Below are 19,204 nucleotides of genomic sequence, written 5' to 3'. Positions count from 1 at the left end.
TCCTTGTATTGAATTGTGTAATATCAAATTGATACTAAAACCGTGCGCTCTTAGCTCAGCTGGATAGAGTACCTGGCTACGAACCAGGCGGTCGGAGGTTCGAATCCTCCAGAGCGCGCCACTWTTAAGGGCWTCTTTCTTAYRAGAATGAAATCCTYGTATTGRTTACTGATTTATCAGAGTTGATACTAAAACCGTGCGTCCTTAGCTCAGCTGGATAGAGTACCTGGCTACGAACCAGGCGGTCGGAGGTTCGAATCCTCCAGGACGCGCCACTATTTATGGGCTTCTYTCTTACGAGARTGAAATCCTTRTATTGATCTGTTGTTAGTAACAATAAATTGATATTAAAACCGTGCGCTCTTAGCTCAGCTGGATAGAGTACCTGGCTACGAACCAGGCGGTCGGAGGTTCGAATCCTCCAGAGCGCGCCACTTTCATAAAAAAACCTCGTTTCGACGAGGTTTTTTTATATCTAAAAGATATTATGTTGCTGAATTGTTAAATGTAACTGCATGCAAACTGTTGTTTTTTAAAAGCCTTTCAATACCTTTCTTTCTATTTACTTACCTTCAAATTACTTCACCCTTAAGTGCCAAATAATTACTAGTTAATATGTCTGTAAAAAGCTTATTTAGCGGAGTTATGTGATCTGGGTGGCGAAAAAGTAACCTAAAATGCACTTTATCTATAAGACTGCCTTAAACAAAATTGACAAACTTTTACCAATCGAGATAATCCATGGGTCGGGATCATTATTCGCTGAAATCCTGCACAAATGTCAGGATGACGAAGAAAGGAAGCAACATGATTAATATTGGAAGCCTGCTAGGAGATGCAGCAACCCTCATGCTAACGGGGATGTCTGTCGTCTTTATTTTCCTAACCATTCTAGTTTACCTCGTTCGGTTGATGTCAAAACTGGTACCAGAAGAAGTACCAGAGCCGATCGCAGCACCTAAAACAAACAAAAAATTACAATCAAACCCTTCTGCTGTTAGTCCACAGGTTGTGGCAGCAATTTCGGCCGCGGTACGTCAATACCGTGTGTCTACTGCTAAGTAGTATTTAAAAGGATTAAAAGGAGTTTATGAGCATGTCTAAACCACTAGCTATCACAGATGTGGTACTTCGTGATGCACACCAGTCACTATTTGCTACTCGTATGCGTATCGAGGATATGCTGCCTATCGCAGCAGAGTTGGATAAAGTCGGTTACTGGTCACTAGAAACTTGGGGCGGTGCGACGTTTGATTCGTGTATCCGTTTTCTTGGAGAAGACCCATGGGAGCGTTTGCGTGAGCTTAAAAAAGCAATGCCGAACACCCCAATGCAAATGCTACTTCGTGGACAAAACCTTTTAGGTTATCGCCACTATGCGGATGACGTAGTTGAAAAGTTTGTTGAACGTGCACATCGTAATGGTATGGACGTGTTCCGCATTTTTGATGCAATGAATGATGTTCGTAACTTTGAAACAGCTGTTAAAGCTACGATTGATGTTGGCGGTCACGCTCAAGGTACTCTTTCTTATACAACTAGCCCTGTACACAACTCTGATACTTGGGTCGACCTTGCTAAACGCCTAGAAGATCTAGGTTGTCACTCGCTTTGTATCAAAGATATGTCTGGTCTATTAAAGCCATATGAAGCTGAAGAGCTAATTACTCGCATTAAAGCGTCGTGTGATGTACCTCTAGCGCTGCACAGCCATGCGACTACAGGCTTATCGACGGCTACTGCGGTTAAAGCTGTTGAAGCGGGTATCGATATTCTCGATACTGCAATCTCCTCTATGAGTTGTACTTACGGGCACACGCCAACTGAAACGGTTGTTGCGATGTTGGAAGGCACTGAACGTGACACCAACCTTAAGCTTGATCAGATTGAACCTATCGCGGCTTACTTCCGTGAAGTACGTAAAAAGTACGCTAAATGGGAAGGTCAGTTAAAAGGTGTTGATTCACGAATCTTAATTGCTCAGGTTCCTGGCGGCATGTTAACTAACATGGAAGGCCAGCTTAAAGAGCAAGGCGCTGCCGATCGTATGGACGAAGTACTAGAAGAGATCCCTCGCGTACGTAAAGAGCTTGGTTACATTCCTTTGGTAACGCCAACTTCTCAAATTGTGGGTACTCAAGCGGTTATTAACGTTCTAACAGGTGAACGCTACAAGAGCATCACTAAAGAGACTGCGGGTCTGCTGAAAGGTGAGTACGGTCAAGCTCCTGCTGAGGTTGATGCTGAACTGCAAGCGAAAGTTTTGGATGGTGCTGAACCTATTACTTGTCGTCCTGCTGATTTACTCAAATCTGAAATGGATACACTAACAACAGAGCTTTTAGAGAAAGCAAAATCAGAAGGTATCTCTCTTGCAGAAGATACGGTTGATGATGTTCTGACTTATGCACTCTTCCCACAAGTCGGCCTTAAGTTCCTTAAAAATCGCCGTAACCCTGAAGCATTTGAACCAGCACCAACGGCTGACGCTGCTGTGCCAGTTGCCGCTGCTCCAGTACAAGCATCTGGTGGTATTGAAAGCTATAGCGTGAAGGTTGATGGTCAAGTTTACGATGTCGAGGTTGGCCCACAAGGTGAACTAACATCTGTTGCGCCATCAGCAAAACCTGCTCAAGCTGCACCTGTAGCGGCTTCTGACGCTGAAGCGGTTCCTGCTCCATTGGCGGGTAATATCTTTAAAGTCAACGTTCAGGCGGGTGCTGAGGTTGCTGAAGGCGACGTTCTACTTATCCTAGAAGCAATGAAGATGGAAACGGAAGTTCGAGCTGCTCGTGGTGGTATCGTTCAAGAACTGAATGTTAAAGAAGGCGATGCAGTTACTGTAGGCGCTCCACTACTAAGCTTAGCGTAAGGGAGTACCATGGAAGGATTGATGACCTTATGGTCTGAAACAGGGATTGCAAACTTTGAGTTCGGCCAGATCTGTATGATGTTGGTTGGTTGCTTATTGTTGTTTTTGGCAATTCGTAAAGGGTTTGAACCGTTACTTCTACTGCCTATTGGTTTTGGTGCTGTATTAGCAAACATTCCAAATGCTGGATTTACCGATCCAGGTGGTTTGCTGTACTACGTTTACTACATTGGTATTGAAACGGGTATTTTCCCACTGCTGATTTTTATGGGTGTTGGTGCGATGACGGACTTCGGTGCGTTGATTGCGAACCCTAAAACATTGTGGCTAGGGGCTGCGGCTCAGTTTGGTATCTTCGCAACGCTATTTGGCGCGATCTTACTGAACTATGTTCCAGGAATGGAATTCTCGATGGCCGATGCTTCTTCCATTGCGATCATTGGTGGTGCCGATGGCCCAACCGCGATCTTCTTGGCGAGTAAGTTATCCCCTGATTTATTAGGCGCAATTGCCGTAGCTGCATACAGCTACATGGCTTTGGTACCTATTATTCAGCCGCCAATCATGAAAGCGTTAACCACTCCGGAAGAGCGTAAAATTAAGATGGCTCAGTTACGTCACGTAGGCAAAGCAGAGAAGATTCTATTCCCTCTAGCTGTGCTACTGATGACTATCTTGTTCCTACCTTCAGCAACACCACTTGTGGGTATGTTCTGTTTAGGTAACTTAATGCGTGAAGCAGGTGTCGTTGATCGTCTTTCAAAAACTGCTCAAAATGAGCTGATTAATGTCGTGACCATTTTCCTTGGCCTAGGCGTAGGCTCTAAGCTTCAAGCTGATACTTTCTTAAACTTAGAAACTCTTGGTATCTTAGGTTTGGGCGCGGTAGCGTTTAGTATTGGTACTGCGGGCGGTGTGTTGATGGCGAAATTGCTTAATCGCTTCTCGAAGGAAGATATTAACCCTCTTATCGGTGCTGCAGGTGTTTCGGCTGTACCTATGGCGGCACGTGTTGTTAATAAAGTTGGTTTAGAGGCAAACCCTCAGAACTTCTTGTTGATGCACGCTATGGGACCAAACGTGGCTGGCGTACTTGGTAGTGCGGTAGCGGCAGGTATTTTGCTCGCCTTAGTTGGTTAGTGGACATACCAAGTGAAACTGAGATGAAGCAGGTATAGGTTGAGTTTACGCGCTATGTAAATTGAACGTTAATTTGCGATTCACGTGTTAACTTAATCAAACAAAATGGTTTATAGTCAAAGGGATGCTTTCGCATCCCTTTCTTTTTGGATCAACGAAGGAATTATTGAAATGGAAAATAAGCAAATTGCGATTACAGAGTTCGGTGATGTTGGTGTTCTGGCCATTCAATCAAGTCAGGTTCCACAACCTCAAGCTGGCGAAGTTCTTGTCAAAGTGGCATTTTCCGGAGTAAACCCAATTGATGTTAAAACCCGAGCTGGCCTAGGTTGGGCGGCTACGCAAAATAAAGATAACTTGCCTTGGGTTCCTGGTTACGACATTTCAGGTCAAGTTGTTGCTTGTGGTGAAGGAAGCAAGCGGTTTTCTTCTGGAGATAACGTTGCAGGCTTTATTGGTTTCCCGTTACAAGGTGGTGGGTACAGCCAATATATTTGTGTACCAGAAGAAGTATTAAGCGCTGTGCCAGACTCGGTAATGCTCGAAGCCGCCGCCGCGTTACCCTTGGCTGGTCAAACTGCTGCACAGGCCATTAATAAGGCTGAAGTGAAAGAAGGTGAACGTGTACTTATACTTGCAGGCGCCGGTGGTGTTGGGCATTTAGCAGTACAAATTGCTGTTGCAGCAAAAGCTGAAGTATTTACAACGTGCAGCGAAAGTAATCTAGATTACATGGCAACTTTAGGCGCTCATGCGATCAATTATAAATTTGCACCAGCATCTGAGCGTGTTTCTGATGTTGATGTATTGATAGACCTTGTGGGTGGTGACACCGCACTTGATGCTCTTAAGTGCTTAACCGACAACGCTCGAGTTATCACTATCCCCACATTAAGTGCTGAGCTTATTTGTGAGAAAGCCAAGCTATTAGGCTTTAGTGCCAGTGGCATGTTGGTTGAGCCTACACCTCAGCAGTTAGACACGATGCTCTATATGGTGAGTGTCGGTATTCTGAAAACAGAAATTCAAAAAGTGTTCCCAATGAAGCAAGTGCAAGATGCTCACAGTCAAGTTGAAACCGGTCATACAAGGGGCAAGATTTTGCTTGATATGCAGTGCTAGAAACCTTTAACTCCTTATTTGAAACTATTGCATATTGGTTTTCTGACTCAGCCTTATGGGTGCTATTCATTAGTGGCTTTCTGAGTGCTACGCTACTTCCAGGTGGTTCAGAAGCTGGCTTAATAGCGACATTAAGTCTTAATCAATTCTCAGTTCCTACTGTAATATTTGTTGCCACGCTTGGTAATACCTTAGGTGGCTTAACTAATTATTGGATAGGTCTGTGGCTACCAAATCGAACTCAATCCGAGAAACATGGTCATAAGGCTATTACATGGCTTAATAAGTACGGATATTGGACTTTATTATTTAGCTGGTTACCTGTTATCGGTGACCCATTGTGTTTAGCTGCGGGTTGGTTACGCATGAAGTTCCTACCTTGTCTTATCCTGATATCTATCGGCAAAGCCCTGCGTTATAGCCTGTTAGCTGCACTTTATTTTGGTTTTTTTTAAAGGTGAACCTATGAAAAAGGTTGTACTCGGTACGTTTTCTCTTATCGCTTTATATGGCTGTTCTTATAACGTACCTGTCTCTGTTCCTTTCTTTTCATCATTACCTGAAGGCGTCACTCTAATTGAAGAGGTTGAGCCGGTATCTGGAAAGGTTGTTATCCCTTATTCGAAGTATCAATTAGATAATGGGTTGACGGTGATCCTTTCTCCTGACGACTCCGACCCACTGGTTCACGTTGATATGACTTATCACGTAGGTTCTGCCCGTGAGGAAATTGGTAAGTCTGGCTTTGCTCACTTCTTCGAACATATGATGTTCCAAGGCTCTGAAAATGTAGGCGATCAAGAGCATTTTAAAATCATCACTGAAGCTGGTGGAACTTTAAATGGTACGACTAATCGTGACCGTACTAACTATTTTGAAACAGTTCCGTCTAACCAGTTAGAAAAAATGCTTTGGCTTGAGTCGGATCGCATGGGCTTTCTACTTGATGCTGTTTCACAGAAAAAGTTCGAAATTCAGCGTGATACCGTTAAAAATGAACGCGCTCAGAATTATGAAAACCGTCCTTATGGTTTGATGTGGGAAAGAATGGGTGAAGCGCTTTACCCTGAAGGCCACCCATACTCTTGGCAGCCTATCGGTTATGTCGAAGATCTTGATCGCGTTGATGTTAATGATCTTAAAGCTTTCTTCCTACGCTGGTACGGTCCGAACAATGCTGTCTTAACCATTGGTGGCGACCTAGATGTTGAAGATACGTTAGAGTGGGTGAATAAGTATTTTGGCTCTATCCCGAGAGGACCAGAAGTTGAAAGCGCTGAAAAGCAACCAGCAGTTGTAGAAGCGGATCGCTATGTCACGCTTGAAGATAATATTCGCCAACCTATGGTGTTAGTTGGCTGGCCGACTACGTATCGTGGTGAAGAGCAACAGGCCTCGCTGAATGCGTTAGCGAGTGTGCTTGGTTCGGGCACTAACAGTTATTTGTATCAACGCCTTGTGAAAACACAGAAGGCCGTGAGTGCTGGGGCATTTCAGGATTGCGCTGAATTAGCCTGTACTATGTATGTCTATGCGATGGGTGATTCAGGTAAGAAAGGCGATCTAGAGCCATTGTATCAAGAGATGATGCAAGTAATGGAAGACTTTGAAACATCTGGAGTTGAGCCTGCACGTTTAGAACAGATAACAGGTATGGCCGAAGCTGACGCTGTATTCGCATTGCAGAGTGTGAAAGGAAAAGTTTCGCAGCTGGCATCTAATGAAACATTTTATGGTCAGCCAAATCGTATTGAACAACAGCTAGACCAAATCCGTTCCGTGACGCCAGAAAGTGTGATGTCCGTTTATCATCGCTTTGTTAAAGATCAGCCTAAAGTGACTCTGAGCGTTATTCCTAAGGGGCAGTCTCAACTAGCCGTTAAACAGGCAGACTTTGAAACACCTCCTAGGACCTTGCCTGAATTTGAACCTGTCACCGAAGACCAATTGGTGTTGCGTAAAGCTATTGATGATTTTGATCGTAGCCAAATGCCACCGGTTGATGCTGCGGTGAAAGCTTCGATGCCTGATTTGTATCGAGTGCATTATCAAAATGGTGCTGAGCTCATCGGTACTGTGACTAATGAAACACCGACAGTTCAGCTTGAGATCCAACTGCCAGCTGGTGAGAGATATGTAAAGCCGGGACAAGAAGGTTTAGCGAATCTTACAGCAGCAATGATGGAAGAGGGGTCAACAGATAGAACCGTTGAAGAACTGCAAGCAGCACTGGATACACTGGGCAGCCAGGTTGGTATTAGTGCTGGCAGCTATACGACGACAATATCTGTTTCTGCGCTTGAGAAAAACTTGGCAGAGACTCTGGAGATTGTCGAAGAGGTTCTTCTTAGCCCTAAGTTTGCTGAAGAAGATTTCGATAGAGTAAAAAAACAGATGCTAGAAGGCATTGTTTACCAGCATCAACAGCCGAGCTGGATGGCGTCTCAAGCTACGAGACAGGTCATATTTGGCAAGACCATATTTGGTCGCTCTAACGACGGAACGAAAGCCTCTTTGCAGGAATTGTCATTGAGTGATGTTAAGGGGTTCTACCAGAAGAATTATACCCCAGAAGGGGCGAAAGTTGTGGTCGTAGGTGACATCAATCAACGACAGGTAAAAGAACAACTGAAATTCTTTGAAGAGTGGCAAGGTGATGCTGCGCCAATCGTTCGACCTGAACGAATTACTTCGTTAAATGCGCAGAAAGTATACTTAGTGGATAAGCCAGGGGCTCCGCAAAGCATTGTTCGTTTGGTGCGTCGAGGGCTACCGTTTGACGCAACGGGTGAACTTTTCATGAGTCAATTGGCGAATTTCAATTTAGCGGGTAACTTCAACAGTCGTATTAACCAAAATCTTCGAGAAGACAAAGGTTATACCTATGGAGCGAGTGGCTATTTTGCAAGTAATCGAGAAGTGGGGGTCATCGTATTTAGTGCTCAAGTGCGAGCGGATGCGACCATTCCTTCTATTAATGAGTTTGTCTCTGAGTTGAATGAAATGAGCCAAGCAGGGTTAACGGATGATGAGATTAACTTCATGCGTTTAGCTGTAGGGCAGCAGGACGCTCTGAAATATGAAACACCATCTCAGAAAGCTAATTTGCTCAGCAATATTGTGACTCTCGACCTAGATGAAGATTACTTACTGCAACGAAATGACATCGTTGAAAATATAAACAAGAAGACGCTCAATACACTGGCTGCTAAATGGTTTGACCCATCTGATTATCAAATAATCGTTGTTGGTGACGCTAAATCGTTGGCACCTAAACTAGAAAAGTTAGATATTCCAATGGAAGAGCTTGAAATCGTCCGTTAGAGTACATATTAATGGAGAGGGGGAAATGGCTCGAATGTTTTTCCCTCAACCTAATTTATGATAGTTCTAATCAGAACGATACAAGATAAGTGAACTGAATTTTGACTGATTTTGCTGCGCGACTTAAGCAAGTTGCAAACAACCCATCGACCTTTTCTCAATTTGGTCGTGGTGTTGAAAGGGAAACGTTACGTTACACTGAGGAAGGACATTTGGCTTCCACTCCTCACCCTAAAGCGCTTGGCTCAGCGTTAACAAATGAATGGGTAACGACAGATTTTTCGGAATCGTTGCTTGAGTTCATTACGCCAGTTTCACAAGACGTTCCAACGCTATTGAATCAGCTTTCGGACATTCACCACTTTACTCAAACTAAGTTAGAGGGTGAAAAGCTGTGGCCACTATCTATGCCTTGTTATGTTGGTAGTGAAGACGATATTCAGCTTGCTCAATACGGCACGTCAAACAACGGTAAAATGAAGACTCTTTATCGAGAAGGTCTTAAACGTCGTTATGGCAGCTTAATGCAGATCATTTCAGGTGTGCATTTTAATTTCTCTTTTCCAGAAAGCTTCTGGGACAGTCTATTTGGCGAGCAAGATGAAAAAGAACGCTGCGAATCGAAATCTGAAGCGTACTTTGGTCTTATTCGTAACTACTACCGCTTTGGTTGGTTGATCCCATATTTCTTTGGTGCTTCGCCTGCACTTTGTCCGTCGTTTATCAAAGGACGTGAGACTAAGCTACCTTTCGAAAAAATTGGTGAGACACTGTACCTACCAAAAGCGACCGCACTGCGTTTAAGTGACTTAGGCTATACCAACAGTGCTCAAAGCGTATTGAAAATTGGCTTCAATAGCTTAGGTCAGTACCTTGATGGCTTGAATCAAGCGATTCGTACTCCCTCTGAAGAGTTTGGAGAGATAGGCACAAAAGTTGACGGTGAATACCGCCAATTGAATACTAATGTTCTTCAAATCGAAAATGAATTATATGCGCCAATTCGCCCTAAGCGTGTGGCTAAAAGTGGTGAAAAACCATCAGAAGCATTAGCTCGCGGTGGCGTTGAATACATCGAAGTTCGTTCTTTAGATGTAAACCCATTTAGCACTATAGGTATCAACGAACAGCAGGTTCGTTTCTTAGATCTATTCCTAACGTGGAGCGTGTTAACCGACTCTGCCGAGATGGATAGCTGTGAGCTTGAGTGCTGGCGTGATAACTGGAATAAAGTGATTTTAGAAGGTCGTGAAACCGGTTTAGAGCTACAAATTGGGTGTGACGGTGAGAAGCTTTCTCTGCAAGATTGGGCCAAACGTGTATTTAAAGATCTACGTTTGATTGCTGAAATGATGGATGCAGAGCAAGGTGGTAAAGCTTATCAAGAGACTTGCGATACGCTAGAAGAGTGGATTGATAACCCTGAATTAACTATTTCTGGTCAGCTTCTTGCTGAAACTAAGAAACATGGTGGTTTGGGTAAAGTGGGTTGTGCATTAGGTAAAGCTTACGCTCAACAGCATAAAGACCATCAATATAAAGTTTACTCTGCACAGTTAATGGAAAATGAAGTGTCACGTTCCATTAAGGCTCAACAAGAAGTTGAGAGCGTTGAAGAGCAGGACTTTGATGGCTTCCTTAAAGGTTACTTTTCTTACCTTAATGCATAATAGTATTCCCAAAAGAGCGATTCAACTCGGAGCTAGCTGTACAGTGGTACTGCTAGCGGGTTGCGCAACTGCACCGCCCAAGCAGCAGAATAATATCTGTGACATCTTTCGTGAGCATCCTTCTTGGTATGAAGATGCACTCGATATGAAAGATGAGTGGGGCACTCCAATTAATATTTCGATGGCATTTGTTAAGCAAGAAAGCAGCTTTAGACATGATGCAAGACCACCGAAAGATTATTTACTTGGCTTTATACCCTGGGGGCACATAAGCAGTGCTTACGGGTATGCGCAAGCCCAAGACCCTGCGTGGGAAGACTTTCAAAAAGCGACTGACCACGGTGGGTCAAGAACGAATTTTGATGATTCACTAATGTTTATCGGCTGGTATACTAGTGAGACACAACGCCAACTGGGTATCTCTAAATGGGACCCTTATAACCAATACTTGGCTTACCATGAAGGTCGTGGTGGCTACAAACGTAAAAGTTATAACTCTAAGCCATCCTTACTTAAGGTCGCTAGAAAGGTTGAGCAACAAGCAAAAGATTATGGTTGGCAGTTAAAGCAATGTCAGCAGGAATTGGAAAATAATCGGAGTTGGTTTTTTTAAGCCGACCCTCACGGAGAAGAGCAATGCCTTTATTAGATAGTTTTACTGTAGACCACACTCGTATGAATGCGCCTGCGGTACGTGTAGCAAAAACAATGCAGACACCAAAAGGTGATACGATCACAGTATTCGATTTACGTTTTACTGCGCCTAACAAAGATATTCTATCTGAGAAAGGTATTCATACTCTTGAGCATCTTTATGCTGGTTTCATGCGCGCTCACCTAAATGGTAGCAACGTAGAAATTATCGATATTTCGCCTATGGGCTGTCGTACAGGTTTTTACATGAGCTTAATTGGTACTCCTTCAGAGCAAGAAGTGGCAGATTCTTGGTTAGCGGCTATGGAAGATGTTTTGAAAGTTGAATCACAAAACAAGATTCCTGAATTGAATGAATACCAATGTGGTACAGCTGCAATGCACTCATTAGATGAAGCAAAAGCAATTGCAAAAGCAATCATTGGCGCTGGTATCGCAGTGAACAAAAATGATGAACTAGCACTACCAGAAGCTATGTTACAAGAGCTGAAAATTGATTGATTAAATCAATAACGAGCTACTAAATAGCAATTAAAAAAGGCCTTGTTCATTGAACAAGGCCTTTTTAATTTTAGAGGCTGAAGAGTGTATCTAGTTTATCTGCTATTTAGCGATTTGAGGGTAAACCTTAACAAGTTTGATGCGGTTCTCTTCCAGTTCAACAATTTCCATAGGGTGTTTAGCAACTTGTACACTCAGGTGACTTTCGGGAATATCTTCTAGGTGCTCTAAGATAAGACCATTAAGTGTTCTCGGCCCGTCTGTTGGAAGTGTCCACTGTAAGCCTTTGTTGATATCTCGAATATTGGCACTACCTTCAATTAGGAAGCTACCATCGCTTTGTGGAGTGATCTCCTCGGATAAGCTTGGTGCAATAGACGTTGTAAATTCACCAACGATCTCTTCTAAGATATCTTCTAAAGTGACAAGACCATTGATATCGCCGTACTCATCAACAATCAAACCAATACGCTGCTTATTACGCTGAAATTTTAGTAGCTGCACATTCAAAGGTGTTGCTTCTGGAATAAAGTAAATTTCATCTGCGGCACGTAATAAGGTTTCTTTATTAAATTCGTTTTTCTCAAGCATCAAACGATAGGCTTCACGCAGTCGTAGCATACCAACGACTTCATCTATTTGATCTCGATACAACACAATACGTCCGTGAGGAGAGTGCGTTAACTGACGTACAATTGACTTCCAGTCATCGTTAATATCGATCCCCGTAATCTCATTACGTGGAACCATAATGTCATTAACAGTAACGTGCTCTAGATCGAGAATAGACACCAACATATCTTGGTGACGTTGTGGTATTAGAGTTCCAGCTTCATTTACTACAGTTCGAAGCTCTTCAGAACTTAAGTGATCTGTAGCGTTATGATCAGCCTTTACTCCAAGAATTCGAATGAATCCATTAGTAATGAAGTTCACCAAAATAACCAATGGTGATAATACTTTCATTAAGATCGTTAGAAGTATACTACTGGCGTATGACACCCGCTCTGGGAATAGTGAAGCGATGGTTTTAGGTGTGACTTCTGCAAAAACCAGAATAACAAGGGTAAGGGCACCTGTTGCGATAGCGACACCAATATCTCCATAGATACGCATACCTAGGATTGTCGCAATAGCAGAAGCCAATATGTTAACTAGGTTGTTGCCAATCAGGATCAGACCAATAAGTCGGTCAGGGCGGTTGAGTAGCTTCTCAACTCGTTTTGCTCCTTTATGACCAGTGTTGGCAAGGTGCTTTAGACGGTAGCGGTTCAGGGACATCATGCCCGTTTCAGAACCAGAGAAATAACCTGAGATGATAATGAGACACGCGAGTAGCGCAAATAAGATACCCGTTGATATGTCGTTCAAACTATTACTTTCCTATTAATATGTTTGCTTAATTAATTTAGTGACCAGTAAAGGCCAGTAAGTTAATTGAATATAGCGTGTTGTATGCTTGAAAGGCAAGGCGCCATAGTGCCTTACCTATAATGTTAAATTAACTCAGAATGATTTCTTGAACAAACCGACTACCGAAGTAGGCGAGAGTTAACAAACTGGCACCTGCAACTGCGAACCACGTGACTTTCTGACCGCGCCAACCTTTCTGGTAATGGCCCCAAAGTAGCGTAGTGTAAATAAGCCAAGCGATGAAAGAGAGAATAGCTTTATGTGCCTTTCCTTGGACAAACATGTCTTCAACAAATACGAACCCAGTCAGTAAAGTCCCCGTCAATAACAGGTTACCAATCAGGATAATCTTAAAGAGCTGTCTTTCTACCATCATTAAAGGCGGTATATTTGGATTTATCGCGAGAGCTTTCTTTTTCTTTAGCTTGTGATCCAACCATGCTAACTGTAAAGCGTATAAAGCCCCAATAGTTAAGGTGGCGTAGGAAAATAGCGCTAAAGATATATGCATTAATAATTTAGGATCGTTTTCGAGGTGCTTAATGAACGTGCTTGGCAGAAAAGAAGCCGCCATTAAGTTGATTGCTGCAAAGCTATAAACGACTGGAAGAATGAACCAAAGTCGGTTTTTGAGCATTGCGCCGCTCATTACGAGCGAAATGATGAAGCTAATTAATGAAGCGACATTTAGGATGCTAAGGTTCTGGCCGCTAGCATTGAAAATCAGGTCGCCAAGCAACCAAGCATGGAATGCTAGAGCAAGCAGTGCACTGACAAATACCGTTTTTGCACGGATTCCGGTCTGATGCACGAGACCTGGAATGATCGTGGATATCGCCATTGTATAGAGAAAGGCTGCTGCGATAGCAATAAGACTGTCCATGGTATCCATTTAAATGATTACTAATTGACGAATTATACCTTGCATCGCTCCTTGGGGCTATGGTGGATCTTCCTACAATTTCAAGTGAATAATGTCTGACATCACACCGACGAATTATTAACACATTACAACGGGTATGACTCTAATCCGCGCTAATGTATACTCACAGTAATAGTCGCAGTTTTGAGCGAAGAGAAAACTATGTTTGATAATTTAACGGATCGTCTATCCAAAACGCTGAAGAACATCAGCGGTAAAGGTCGTCTGACCGAAGACAATATTAAAGAAACGCTGCGTGAAGTGCGTATGGCACTACTTGAAGCCGACGTAGCTCTACCTGTTGTCCGCGATTTTGTTAAGCGCGTGAAAGAAGGTGCTGTAGGTGTTGAGGTTTCTAAATCTTTAACACCGGGCCAAGAGTTCATTAAAATAGTTCAAGCTGAGCTTGAAGCTGTGATGGGAGAGTCTAACGAGGCTCTTGACTTAGCAGCACAACCGCCAGCAGTGATTTTGATGGCTGGTTTACAAGGTGCGGGTAAAACGACATCGGTAGGTAAGCTGTCTAAGTTACTTACTGAAAGAGATAAGAAGAAAGTTTTGGTTGTATCTGCCGATGTTTATCGTCCAGCTGCAATTAAACAGCTTGAAACATTAGCGAGTGACGTTGGTGTAGATTTCTTCCCTTCTTCAGCTGATCAAAAGCCTCTTGATATTGCAAACGCTGCAATCGACCACGCGAAGAAGAAATTCTACGACGTGCTAATTGTCGATACTGCCGGTCGTTTAGCTATCGATGAAGAGATGATGGGCGAGATCAAAGAGCTTCATACTGCGATAAATCCAGTCGAAACTCTGTTCGTAGTTGATGCTATGACAGGTCAAGATGCTGCGAATACAGCTAAAGCCTTTGGCGATACGTTACCATTGACTGGTGTTATCTTAACGAAAGTTGACGGTGATGCGCGTGGTGGTGCTGCACTGTCTGTTCGTCATATTACAGGTAAACCGATTAAGTTCTTAGGTGTTGGCGAAAAAACTGACGCACTAGAACCGTTCCACCCAGATCGTGTTGCTTCTCGTATCCTTGGTATGGGCGACGTACTGTCTCTTATTGAAGACCTACAGAAAAACGTTGATACTGAGAAAGCGGAGAAGCTGGCTAAGAAGTTCAAAGAGAAGAAAGGTTTTGACCTTGAAGACTTCCGTGAACAGCTAGGTCAGATGCAAAATATGGGCGGCATGATGGGCATGATGGATAAGCTTCCAGGTATGTCTCAACTACCAGATAACGTTAAAGATAAAGTTGATGACAAGATGTTCAAGCAAATGGAAGCGATCATCAACTCTATGACAATGAAAGAACGTCAACGCCCTGACCTAATTAAAGGTTCTCGCAAAAAGCGTATTGCTGCGGGTTCTGGTACACAGGTACAAGACGTAAACCGTATGCTTAAACAGTTCACCCAAATGCAGAAGATGATGAAGAAAATGCAAAAAGGTGGAATGAAAGGCATGATGCGCAACATGCAAGGCATGATGGGCGGCGGCGGTGGTATGGGCGGAATGGGTGGTGGTTTTAACCCGTTTGGTCGATAATCTACAAATGTAAGCTTTAGCTACGTTACTTTTCATAGTGTTATGCGTGTCACAGAAAGTGTACGGTGGCTATGTTGGTGAAAAAATAGCTAAAGCCCTTGCATTGCACCGGAATAAGAGTAAAATTCCGGGGCTTTAATTTGGCACGAGACCCCAAGCTATTTACTTATACTTGGGGTTAATTATTTTATTAAGAAAGCAAAGAGGACGACATGGTAACCATTCGTTTGGCACGTCACGGTGCAAAGAAGCGCCCATTCTATCAAATCGTAGTTGCGGATAGCCGTAACGCTGCAACTGGCCGTTTCATCGAGAAAGTAGGTTTCTTTAACCCTACTGCTCAAGGTCRAGAAGAAGGTCTACGTCTAGACCTAGATCGTGTTAACCACTGGGTTGGTCAAGGCGCATCTCTATCTGATCGTGTAGCTAAGCTAGTTAAAGACGCTCAAAAAGCGGCTTAATTCTTTTTTAAAGAGAAATAGCTTATGTCGATGAAGGGTAAAGAAACTATGAGTGAGCAAAACGAAAGAATTGTCATGGGTAAACTTGGGTCTACCTATGGTATTCGTGGCTGGCTTAAAGTTTTCTCCTACACAGACAATGCTGAAAGCATATTTGATTACAGTCCTTGGTATTTAAAGCTAAAGGGCGAGTGGGTTGAGTATAAAGTTGAAAGCTGGAAACGTCATGGCCAAGGTTATGTATGTAAACTAGCAGGATTAGATGTTCGTGAAGACGCGCAACTGATGACCAACTTTGAAATTGCTATTGACCCTGCTTCATTACCTGAATTGTCAGAAGATGAATTCTACTGGCGTGAATTGTTTGGCATGCAAGTTTTTACCACTAAAGGTTATAACCTTGGTGAGGTCACTGACCTATTAGAAACTGGCTCAAACGATGTTCTAGTTATTAAAGCAAATCTTAAAGATGCTTTTGGCCAAAAGGAACGGTTAATCCCGTACCTTGAAGAGCAAGTGATCAAGAAAGTTGATCGCGAAGCTCGCCGGATCGAAGTTGACTGGGATCCTGGATTCTAACTCCAAATTACAGAGCGAGAGAACACATGTGGGTTGGCATTATTAGCCTTTTTCCTGAAATGTTCCGTTCTGTTACTGATTTTGGAGTAACAGGTCAAGCGGTTAAAAAGGGTCTTTTATCTATTGAGACATGGAATCCTCGTGATTTCACTCATGATAAACATCGCACTGTTGATGATAGACCTTACGGTGGTGGTCCTGGCATGTTAATGATGGTTCAGCCTTTGCGCGATGCTATCAAAACTGCCAAGCAAGCAGCACCGGGTAAGACGAAAGTTATCTACCTTTCACCTCAAGGTCGTAAGCTCGACCAGCAGGGTGTTGAAGAGCTAGCTACAAACGAGAACATTGTTCTAATTTGTGGACGCTATGAAGGGGTAGATGAGCGTATCATTCAATCTGAAGTTGACGAAGAAYGGTCAATTGGAGATTTTGTGATGACGGGTGGTGAACTGCCAGCCATGACGCTAATTGATTCAGTATCTCGGTTCGTTCCGGGTGTACTGGGAGATTTTGCGTCAGCAGAAGAAGATTCTTTTGCAAATGGTTTGCTAGATTGCCCTCACTATACGCGCCCTGAAGTGTTAGACGGAAAAGATGTACCTAGCGTACTGAAGTCTGGTAACCACAAGGATATTCGTCTCTGGCGGTTAAAACAATCGTTGGGCCGAACTTGGCTAAGAAGACCAGAACTCCTGGAAAACCTAGCTCTGACTGACGAACAGGAACAATTACTGGCTGAATTCATTAAAGAGCATCGCTCGGAAATGAAAAGCAAGCAGTAACCTATTAAATTTAGTATCAGTTTATTCTAGGAATTTACAAATGAGCAACATCATCAACGCTCTTGAGCAAGAGCAAATGAAATCAGACCTTCCTAAGTTCGCACCAGGTGACACTGTTGTAGTTCAGGTTAAGGTAAAAGAAGGTGACCGTGAGCGTCTACAGGCTTTCGAAGGCGTTGTAATCGCTATTCGTAACCGTGGTCTTCACTCTGCATTCACAGTTCGTAAGATCTCGAACGGTGAAGGTGTAGAGCGTGCGTTCCAAACTCACTCTCCAATGGTTGATAGCATCGAAGTTAAACGCCGTGGTGCAGTACGTCGTGCCAAGTTGTACTACCTACGTGAGCGTTCTGGTAAGTCAGCTCGTATTAAAGAGAAGCTTACTAAGAAGTAATTCTTTTTGCATTCTATCGATAAAAGCGGAGCCATTTGGCTCCGCTTTTTTGTGGATGAAATTTGATACTTCTTATTGAAGAAGGTAAGGCTGAAATATAAAAAAGGCTGATGTTTCCACATCAACCTCTTAGGTTTCTTCAAATTATAGACATTTACTTAGTACTCTGATTAATGAGGATCTTCAGACCAGCCATCACTATCAGACATATCTGGGGCACCAGCGATGCTATTTTCCTCATCTGCCCACTCACCAAAGTCGATCATCTGACATTGTTTACTACAAAACGGACGGTGAGGGCTTTGTTCGCTCCATTCGACATCTGTATTGCATTGAGGGCACTTAACGACTGTTGGTTTCTTTGACATATTGATTTCTTTTACTGCTTAATAAAAATAGAGTTTAAATGAGGTCGATTCAAAAGGTTCTTAGGTGCAGATTGCTAAATCGAATTCGATATCTTTTGGACACGCTTGGCCAGTTTCGAAGCTCATAAACTTAATGGCGAATCGATTCTTATGACCGGAGATCATCGGATAAGCACCGTAATGCATTGGTATTGATAAGCGTAGAATATTTGCTTCTTCAGCTTCACTTTGAAGAAACCCAGCCCTTGCGATTTGACTCGTAAAGTGACCTGTTTCGCGAGTTAGCTTCAGCCATAACGCTAGAGAGTCGAAAAGAGGCTGTAGACTGTCAGTCCAAGACTTAGCATCACGTATCTTTTTATCAATAGGTAGGTGTAGCCAATAATGCAAAGCGGGAAGATCAAAACAACAAGAACCGCCAGGTAAGTTAAAGCGCTGACGAATAGCACTCAAGAATCGGTCTTCTTTCAAAGACTGACCAAAGCGCTCTGCTTTCATTAGTTCACGGTGAACTTTATCTATGTCGCTTAGTAAAGTCAGTAGCATCTCTTGATCGACGCCATCAACATTTAGCCAGCTTTTATAGGCTAGACGTTGCTTTTCGATATCTTTGGCTAGTTCACTCTTTAGCTGAATTTGTTCGAAGATCTCTAGGAGATCGAACAAAGAACGGAAAAAAAGTTGGTATTGTTGTGGATCAGAGAAGGTTGATGATAGATGCAATTGTCTCAACAGCGCTTCAACTCGTAAGTAGATGCGGGTTTTCTCATTTAATGGATGTTCAAACTTGTGCGGTATCATCTAACTAACCTTAATTGTACTCATTGCTATTTTCGCTGATTTTCCCTACAAATAGCCAGATACTTTTGGTGTAAATCTGTGACTTGAGGCAAAAGTTTTTGGTTTTCTGTACTATTTTTAATCACATCATCGGCATGAGCTAGACGCTGCTCTCTGGAAGCTTGAGAGGACAAGATTGCTTTTACTTGCTCTTGAGAAACATCATCACGTAATACAGTTCTATGTATTTGTTCTTCGGCTGTTACATCGACCACTAAAACTCGATTGGCCATAGATTGCATATTATTTTCAATAAGCAATGGTACTACCAATAAACCATAGGGAGATGAAATTCTGGTGAGTTCTAAGTTAATTCTTTCACGGATCATCGGGTGAAGTAATTGGTTTAGCCACTCTTTATCTTCTGGGGCTGAAAAGATCYTTTCTCTTAACATTTGACGGTTGAGGCTTTTATCTGGATTAAGAATCTCTTTCCCAAACTTTTTTTCAATAGCATTTAAACCATCACTGCCCACTTCAACGACTTCTCTTGCAACAATATCAGCGTCGACAATTTCTATTCCAAAGTGCTGATTAAATAAGTTCGCAACCGTTGTTTTACCACTTGCGATACCGCCTGTTAGTCCAATAATTAATGGCAT

The 19,204-nt window shown here is 42.9% G+C and carries 19 protein-coding genes and 3 tRNA genes; 17 read left to right on the top strand and 5 right to left on the bottom strand.

The genetic code is table 11. The features are described from left to right. The first annotated feature begins 44 nt into the window (after window positions 1-44). The 12 genes from L4C33_RS04035 (at window position 45) to luxS (ending at window position 11,283) form a co-directional block, all read left to right on the top strand. Window positions 45-121: transfer RNA gene (locus L4C33_RS04035), tRNA-Arg, on the top strand. A 77-nt stretch (window positions 122-198) separates the two neighbouring features. Continuing rightward, window positions 199-275: transfer RNA gene (locus tag L4C33_RS04030), tRNA-Arg, on the top strand. 82 nt (window positions 276-357) lie between these two features. Further along, a tRNA-Arg gene (locus L4C33_RS04025) sits at window positions 358-434 on the top strand. Between the two features lie 373 nt (window positions 435-807). Then, the gene (locus tag L4C33_RS04020; protein WP_428811164.1) at window positions 808-1,065 is read left to right on the top strand and encodes an oxaloacetate decarboxylase subunit gamma; all 258 of its coding nucleotides are present in this window, start codon (window positions 808-810) and stop codon (window positions 1,063-1,065) included. Between the two features lie 31 nt (window positions 1,066-1,096). Continuing rightward, entirely contained in the window at window positions 1,097-2,872 is a 1,776-nt protein-coding gene (gene oadA / locus L4C33_RS04015) for a sodium-extruding oxaloacetate decarboxylase subunit alpha (RefSeq protein WP_428811163.1), read from the top strand. Window positions 2,873-2,881: 9 nt separating this feature from the next. After that, window positions 2,882-4,012: a sodium ion-translocating decarboxylase subunit beta gene (locus L4C33_RS04010; RefSeq protein WP_004735495.1), complete on the top strand. Its 1,131-nt coding sequence runs from the start codon at window positions 2,882-2,884 to the stop codon at window positions 4,010-4,012. 171 nt (window positions 4,013-4,183) lie between these two features. After that, complete coding sequence (locus L4C33_RS04005; RefSeq protein WP_428811162.1) at window positions 4,184-5,134, top strand: NADP-dependent oxidoreductase; 951 nt, start codon at window positions 4,184-4,186, stop codon at window positions 5,132-5,134. Then, window positions 5,128-5,589, top strand: coding sequence for a YqaA family protein (locus tag L4C33_RS04000; RefSeq protein ID WP_428811161.1), 462 nt, complete (start codon window positions 5,128-5,130; stop codon window positions 5,587-5,589). Before L4C33_RS04005 ends, L4C33_RS04000 begins: the two co-directional genes overlap by 7 nt. Window positions 5,590-5,599: 10 nt before the next feature. Beyond that, on the top strand, window positions 5,600-8,458 hold the full coding sequence (locus tag L4C33_RS03995; RefSeq protein ID WP_428811160.1) for a M16 family metallopeptidase: 2,859 nt from the start codon (window positions 5,600-5,602) through the stop codon (window positions 8,456-8,458). Window positions 8,459-8,559: 101 nt separating this feature from the next. Then, window positions 8,560-10,128, top strand: a complete 1,569-nt coding sequence (gene gshA, locus L4C33_RS03990; protein WP_428811159.1) for a glutamate--cysteine ligase — start codon at window positions 8,560-8,562, stop codon at window positions 10,126-10,128. Continuing rightward, window positions 10,121-10,741 (top strand): transglycosylase SLT domain-containing protein, encoded by a 621-nt coding sequence (locus L4C33_RS03985; RefSeq protein WP_428811166.1) that lies wholly within the window; start codon window positions 10,121-10,123, stop codon window positions 10,739-10,741. Before gshA ends, L4C33_RS03985 begins: the two co-directional genes overlap by 8 nt. A 23-nt stretch (window positions 10,742-10,764) precedes the next feature. Beyond that, on the top strand, window positions 10,765-11,283 hold the full coding sequence (gene luxS, locus L4C33_RS03980) for an S-ribosylhomocysteine lyase (protein ID WP_428811158.1): 519 nt from the start codon (window positions 10,765-10,767) through the stop codon (window positions 11,281-11,283). A 102-nt stretch (window positions 11,284-11,385) separates the two neighbouring features. Here the strand turns inward: luxS and L4C33_RS03975 are convergent, their stop codons facing one another. Both L4C33_RS03975 and L4C33_RS03970 read right to left on the bottom strand, forming a co-directional pair. Then, window positions 11,386-12,654, bottom strand: a complete 1,269-nt coding sequence (locus L4C33_RS03975; RefSeq protein ID WP_428811157.1) for an HlyC/CorC family transporter — start codon at window positions 12,652-12,654, stop codon at window positions 11,386-11,388. Window positions 12,655-12,784: 130 nt separating this feature from the next. Next, window positions 12,785-13,579, bottom strand: a complete 795-nt coding sequence (locus tag L4C33_RS03970; protein WP_428811156.1) for a cytochrome C assembly family protein — start codon at window positions 13,577-13,579, stop codon at window positions 12,785-12,787. Between the two features lie 201 nt (window positions 13,580-13,780). Between L4C33_RS03970 and ffh the strand changes: the two genes are divergently transcribed. From ffh to rplS, 5 genes are all read left to right on the top strand, one after another. Then, window positions 13,781-15,175, top strand: coding sequence for a signal recognition particle protein (ffh, locus tag L4C33_RS03965; RefSeq protein WP_029223244.1), 1,395 nt, complete (start codon window positions 13,781-13,783; stop codon window positions 15,173-15,175). A gap of 212 nt (window positions 15,176-15,387) precedes the next feature. Continuing rightward, window positions 15,388-15,636 carry a 30S ribosomal protein S16 gene (gene rpsP, locus L4C33_RS03960; RefSeq protein WP_428811155.1) on the top strand — a complete coding sequence of 83 codons (249 nt, stop codon included), beginning with the start codon at window positions 15,388-15,390 and terminating at the stop codon, window positions 15,634-15,636. A gap of 24 nt (window positions 15,637-15,660) precedes the next feature. Next, on the top strand, window positions 15,661-16,215 hold the full coding sequence (gene rimM / locus L4C33_RS03955; protein WP_009847609.1) for a ribosome maturation factor RimM: 555 nt from the start codon (window positions 15,661-15,663) through the stop codon (window positions 16,213-16,215). Between the two features lie 26 nt (window positions 16,216-16,241). Then, the gene (gene trmD / locus L4C33_RS03950) at window positions 16,242-17,000 is read left to right on the top strand and encodes a tRNA (guanosine(37)-N1)-methyltransferase TrmD (RefSeq protein ID WP_428811154.1); all 759 of its coding nucleotides are present in this window, start codon (window positions 16,242-16,244) and stop codon (window positions 16,998-17,000) included. Window positions 17,001-17,040: 40 nt separating this feature from the next. Beyond that, on the top strand, window positions 17,041-17,394 hold the full coding sequence (gene rplS, locus L4C33_RS03945) for a 50S ribosomal protein L19 (protein ID WP_428811153.1): 354 nt from the start codon (window positions 17,041-17,043) through the stop codon (window positions 17,392-17,394). A gap of 170 nt (window positions 17,395-17,564) precedes the next feature. On the opposite strand, the gene yacG is transcribed toward rplS, so the two are convergent. From yacG to coaE, 3 genes are read right to left on the bottom strand one after another with little or no spacing between them, the layout of a single operon-like run. Next, on the bottom strand, window positions 17,565-17,762 hold the full coding sequence (gene yacG, locus L4C33_RS03940; RefSeq protein ID WP_428811152.1) for a DNA gyrase inhibitor YacG: 198 nt from the start codon (window positions 17,760-17,762) through the stop codon (window positions 17,565-17,567). A 60-nt stretch (window positions 17,763-17,822) separates the two neighbouring features. Further along, on the bottom strand, window positions 17,823-18,563 hold the full coding sequence (gene zapD, locus L4C33_RS03935) for a cell division protein ZapD (protein ID WP_428811151.1): 741 nt from the start codon (window positions 18,561-18,563) through the stop codon (window positions 17,823-17,825). Between the two features lie 26 nt (window positions 18,564-18,589). Then, window positions 18,590-19,204 (bottom strand): dephospho-CoA kinase, encoded by a 615-nt coding sequence (gene coaE, locus L4C33_RS03930; RefSeq protein WP_428811150.1) that lies wholly within the window; start codon window positions 19,202-19,204, stop codon window positions 18,590-18,592.

The organism is Vibrio makurazakiensis (genome assembly GCF_050337375.1).
Taxonomy (GTDB): Bacteria; Pseudomonadota; Gammaproteobacteria; order Enterobacterales; family Vibrionaceae; genus Vibrio; species Vibrio makurazakiensis.
Note: the sequence above shows the minus strand (reverse complement) of the source record. Positions and strands in the feature narration are given on the sequence as shown.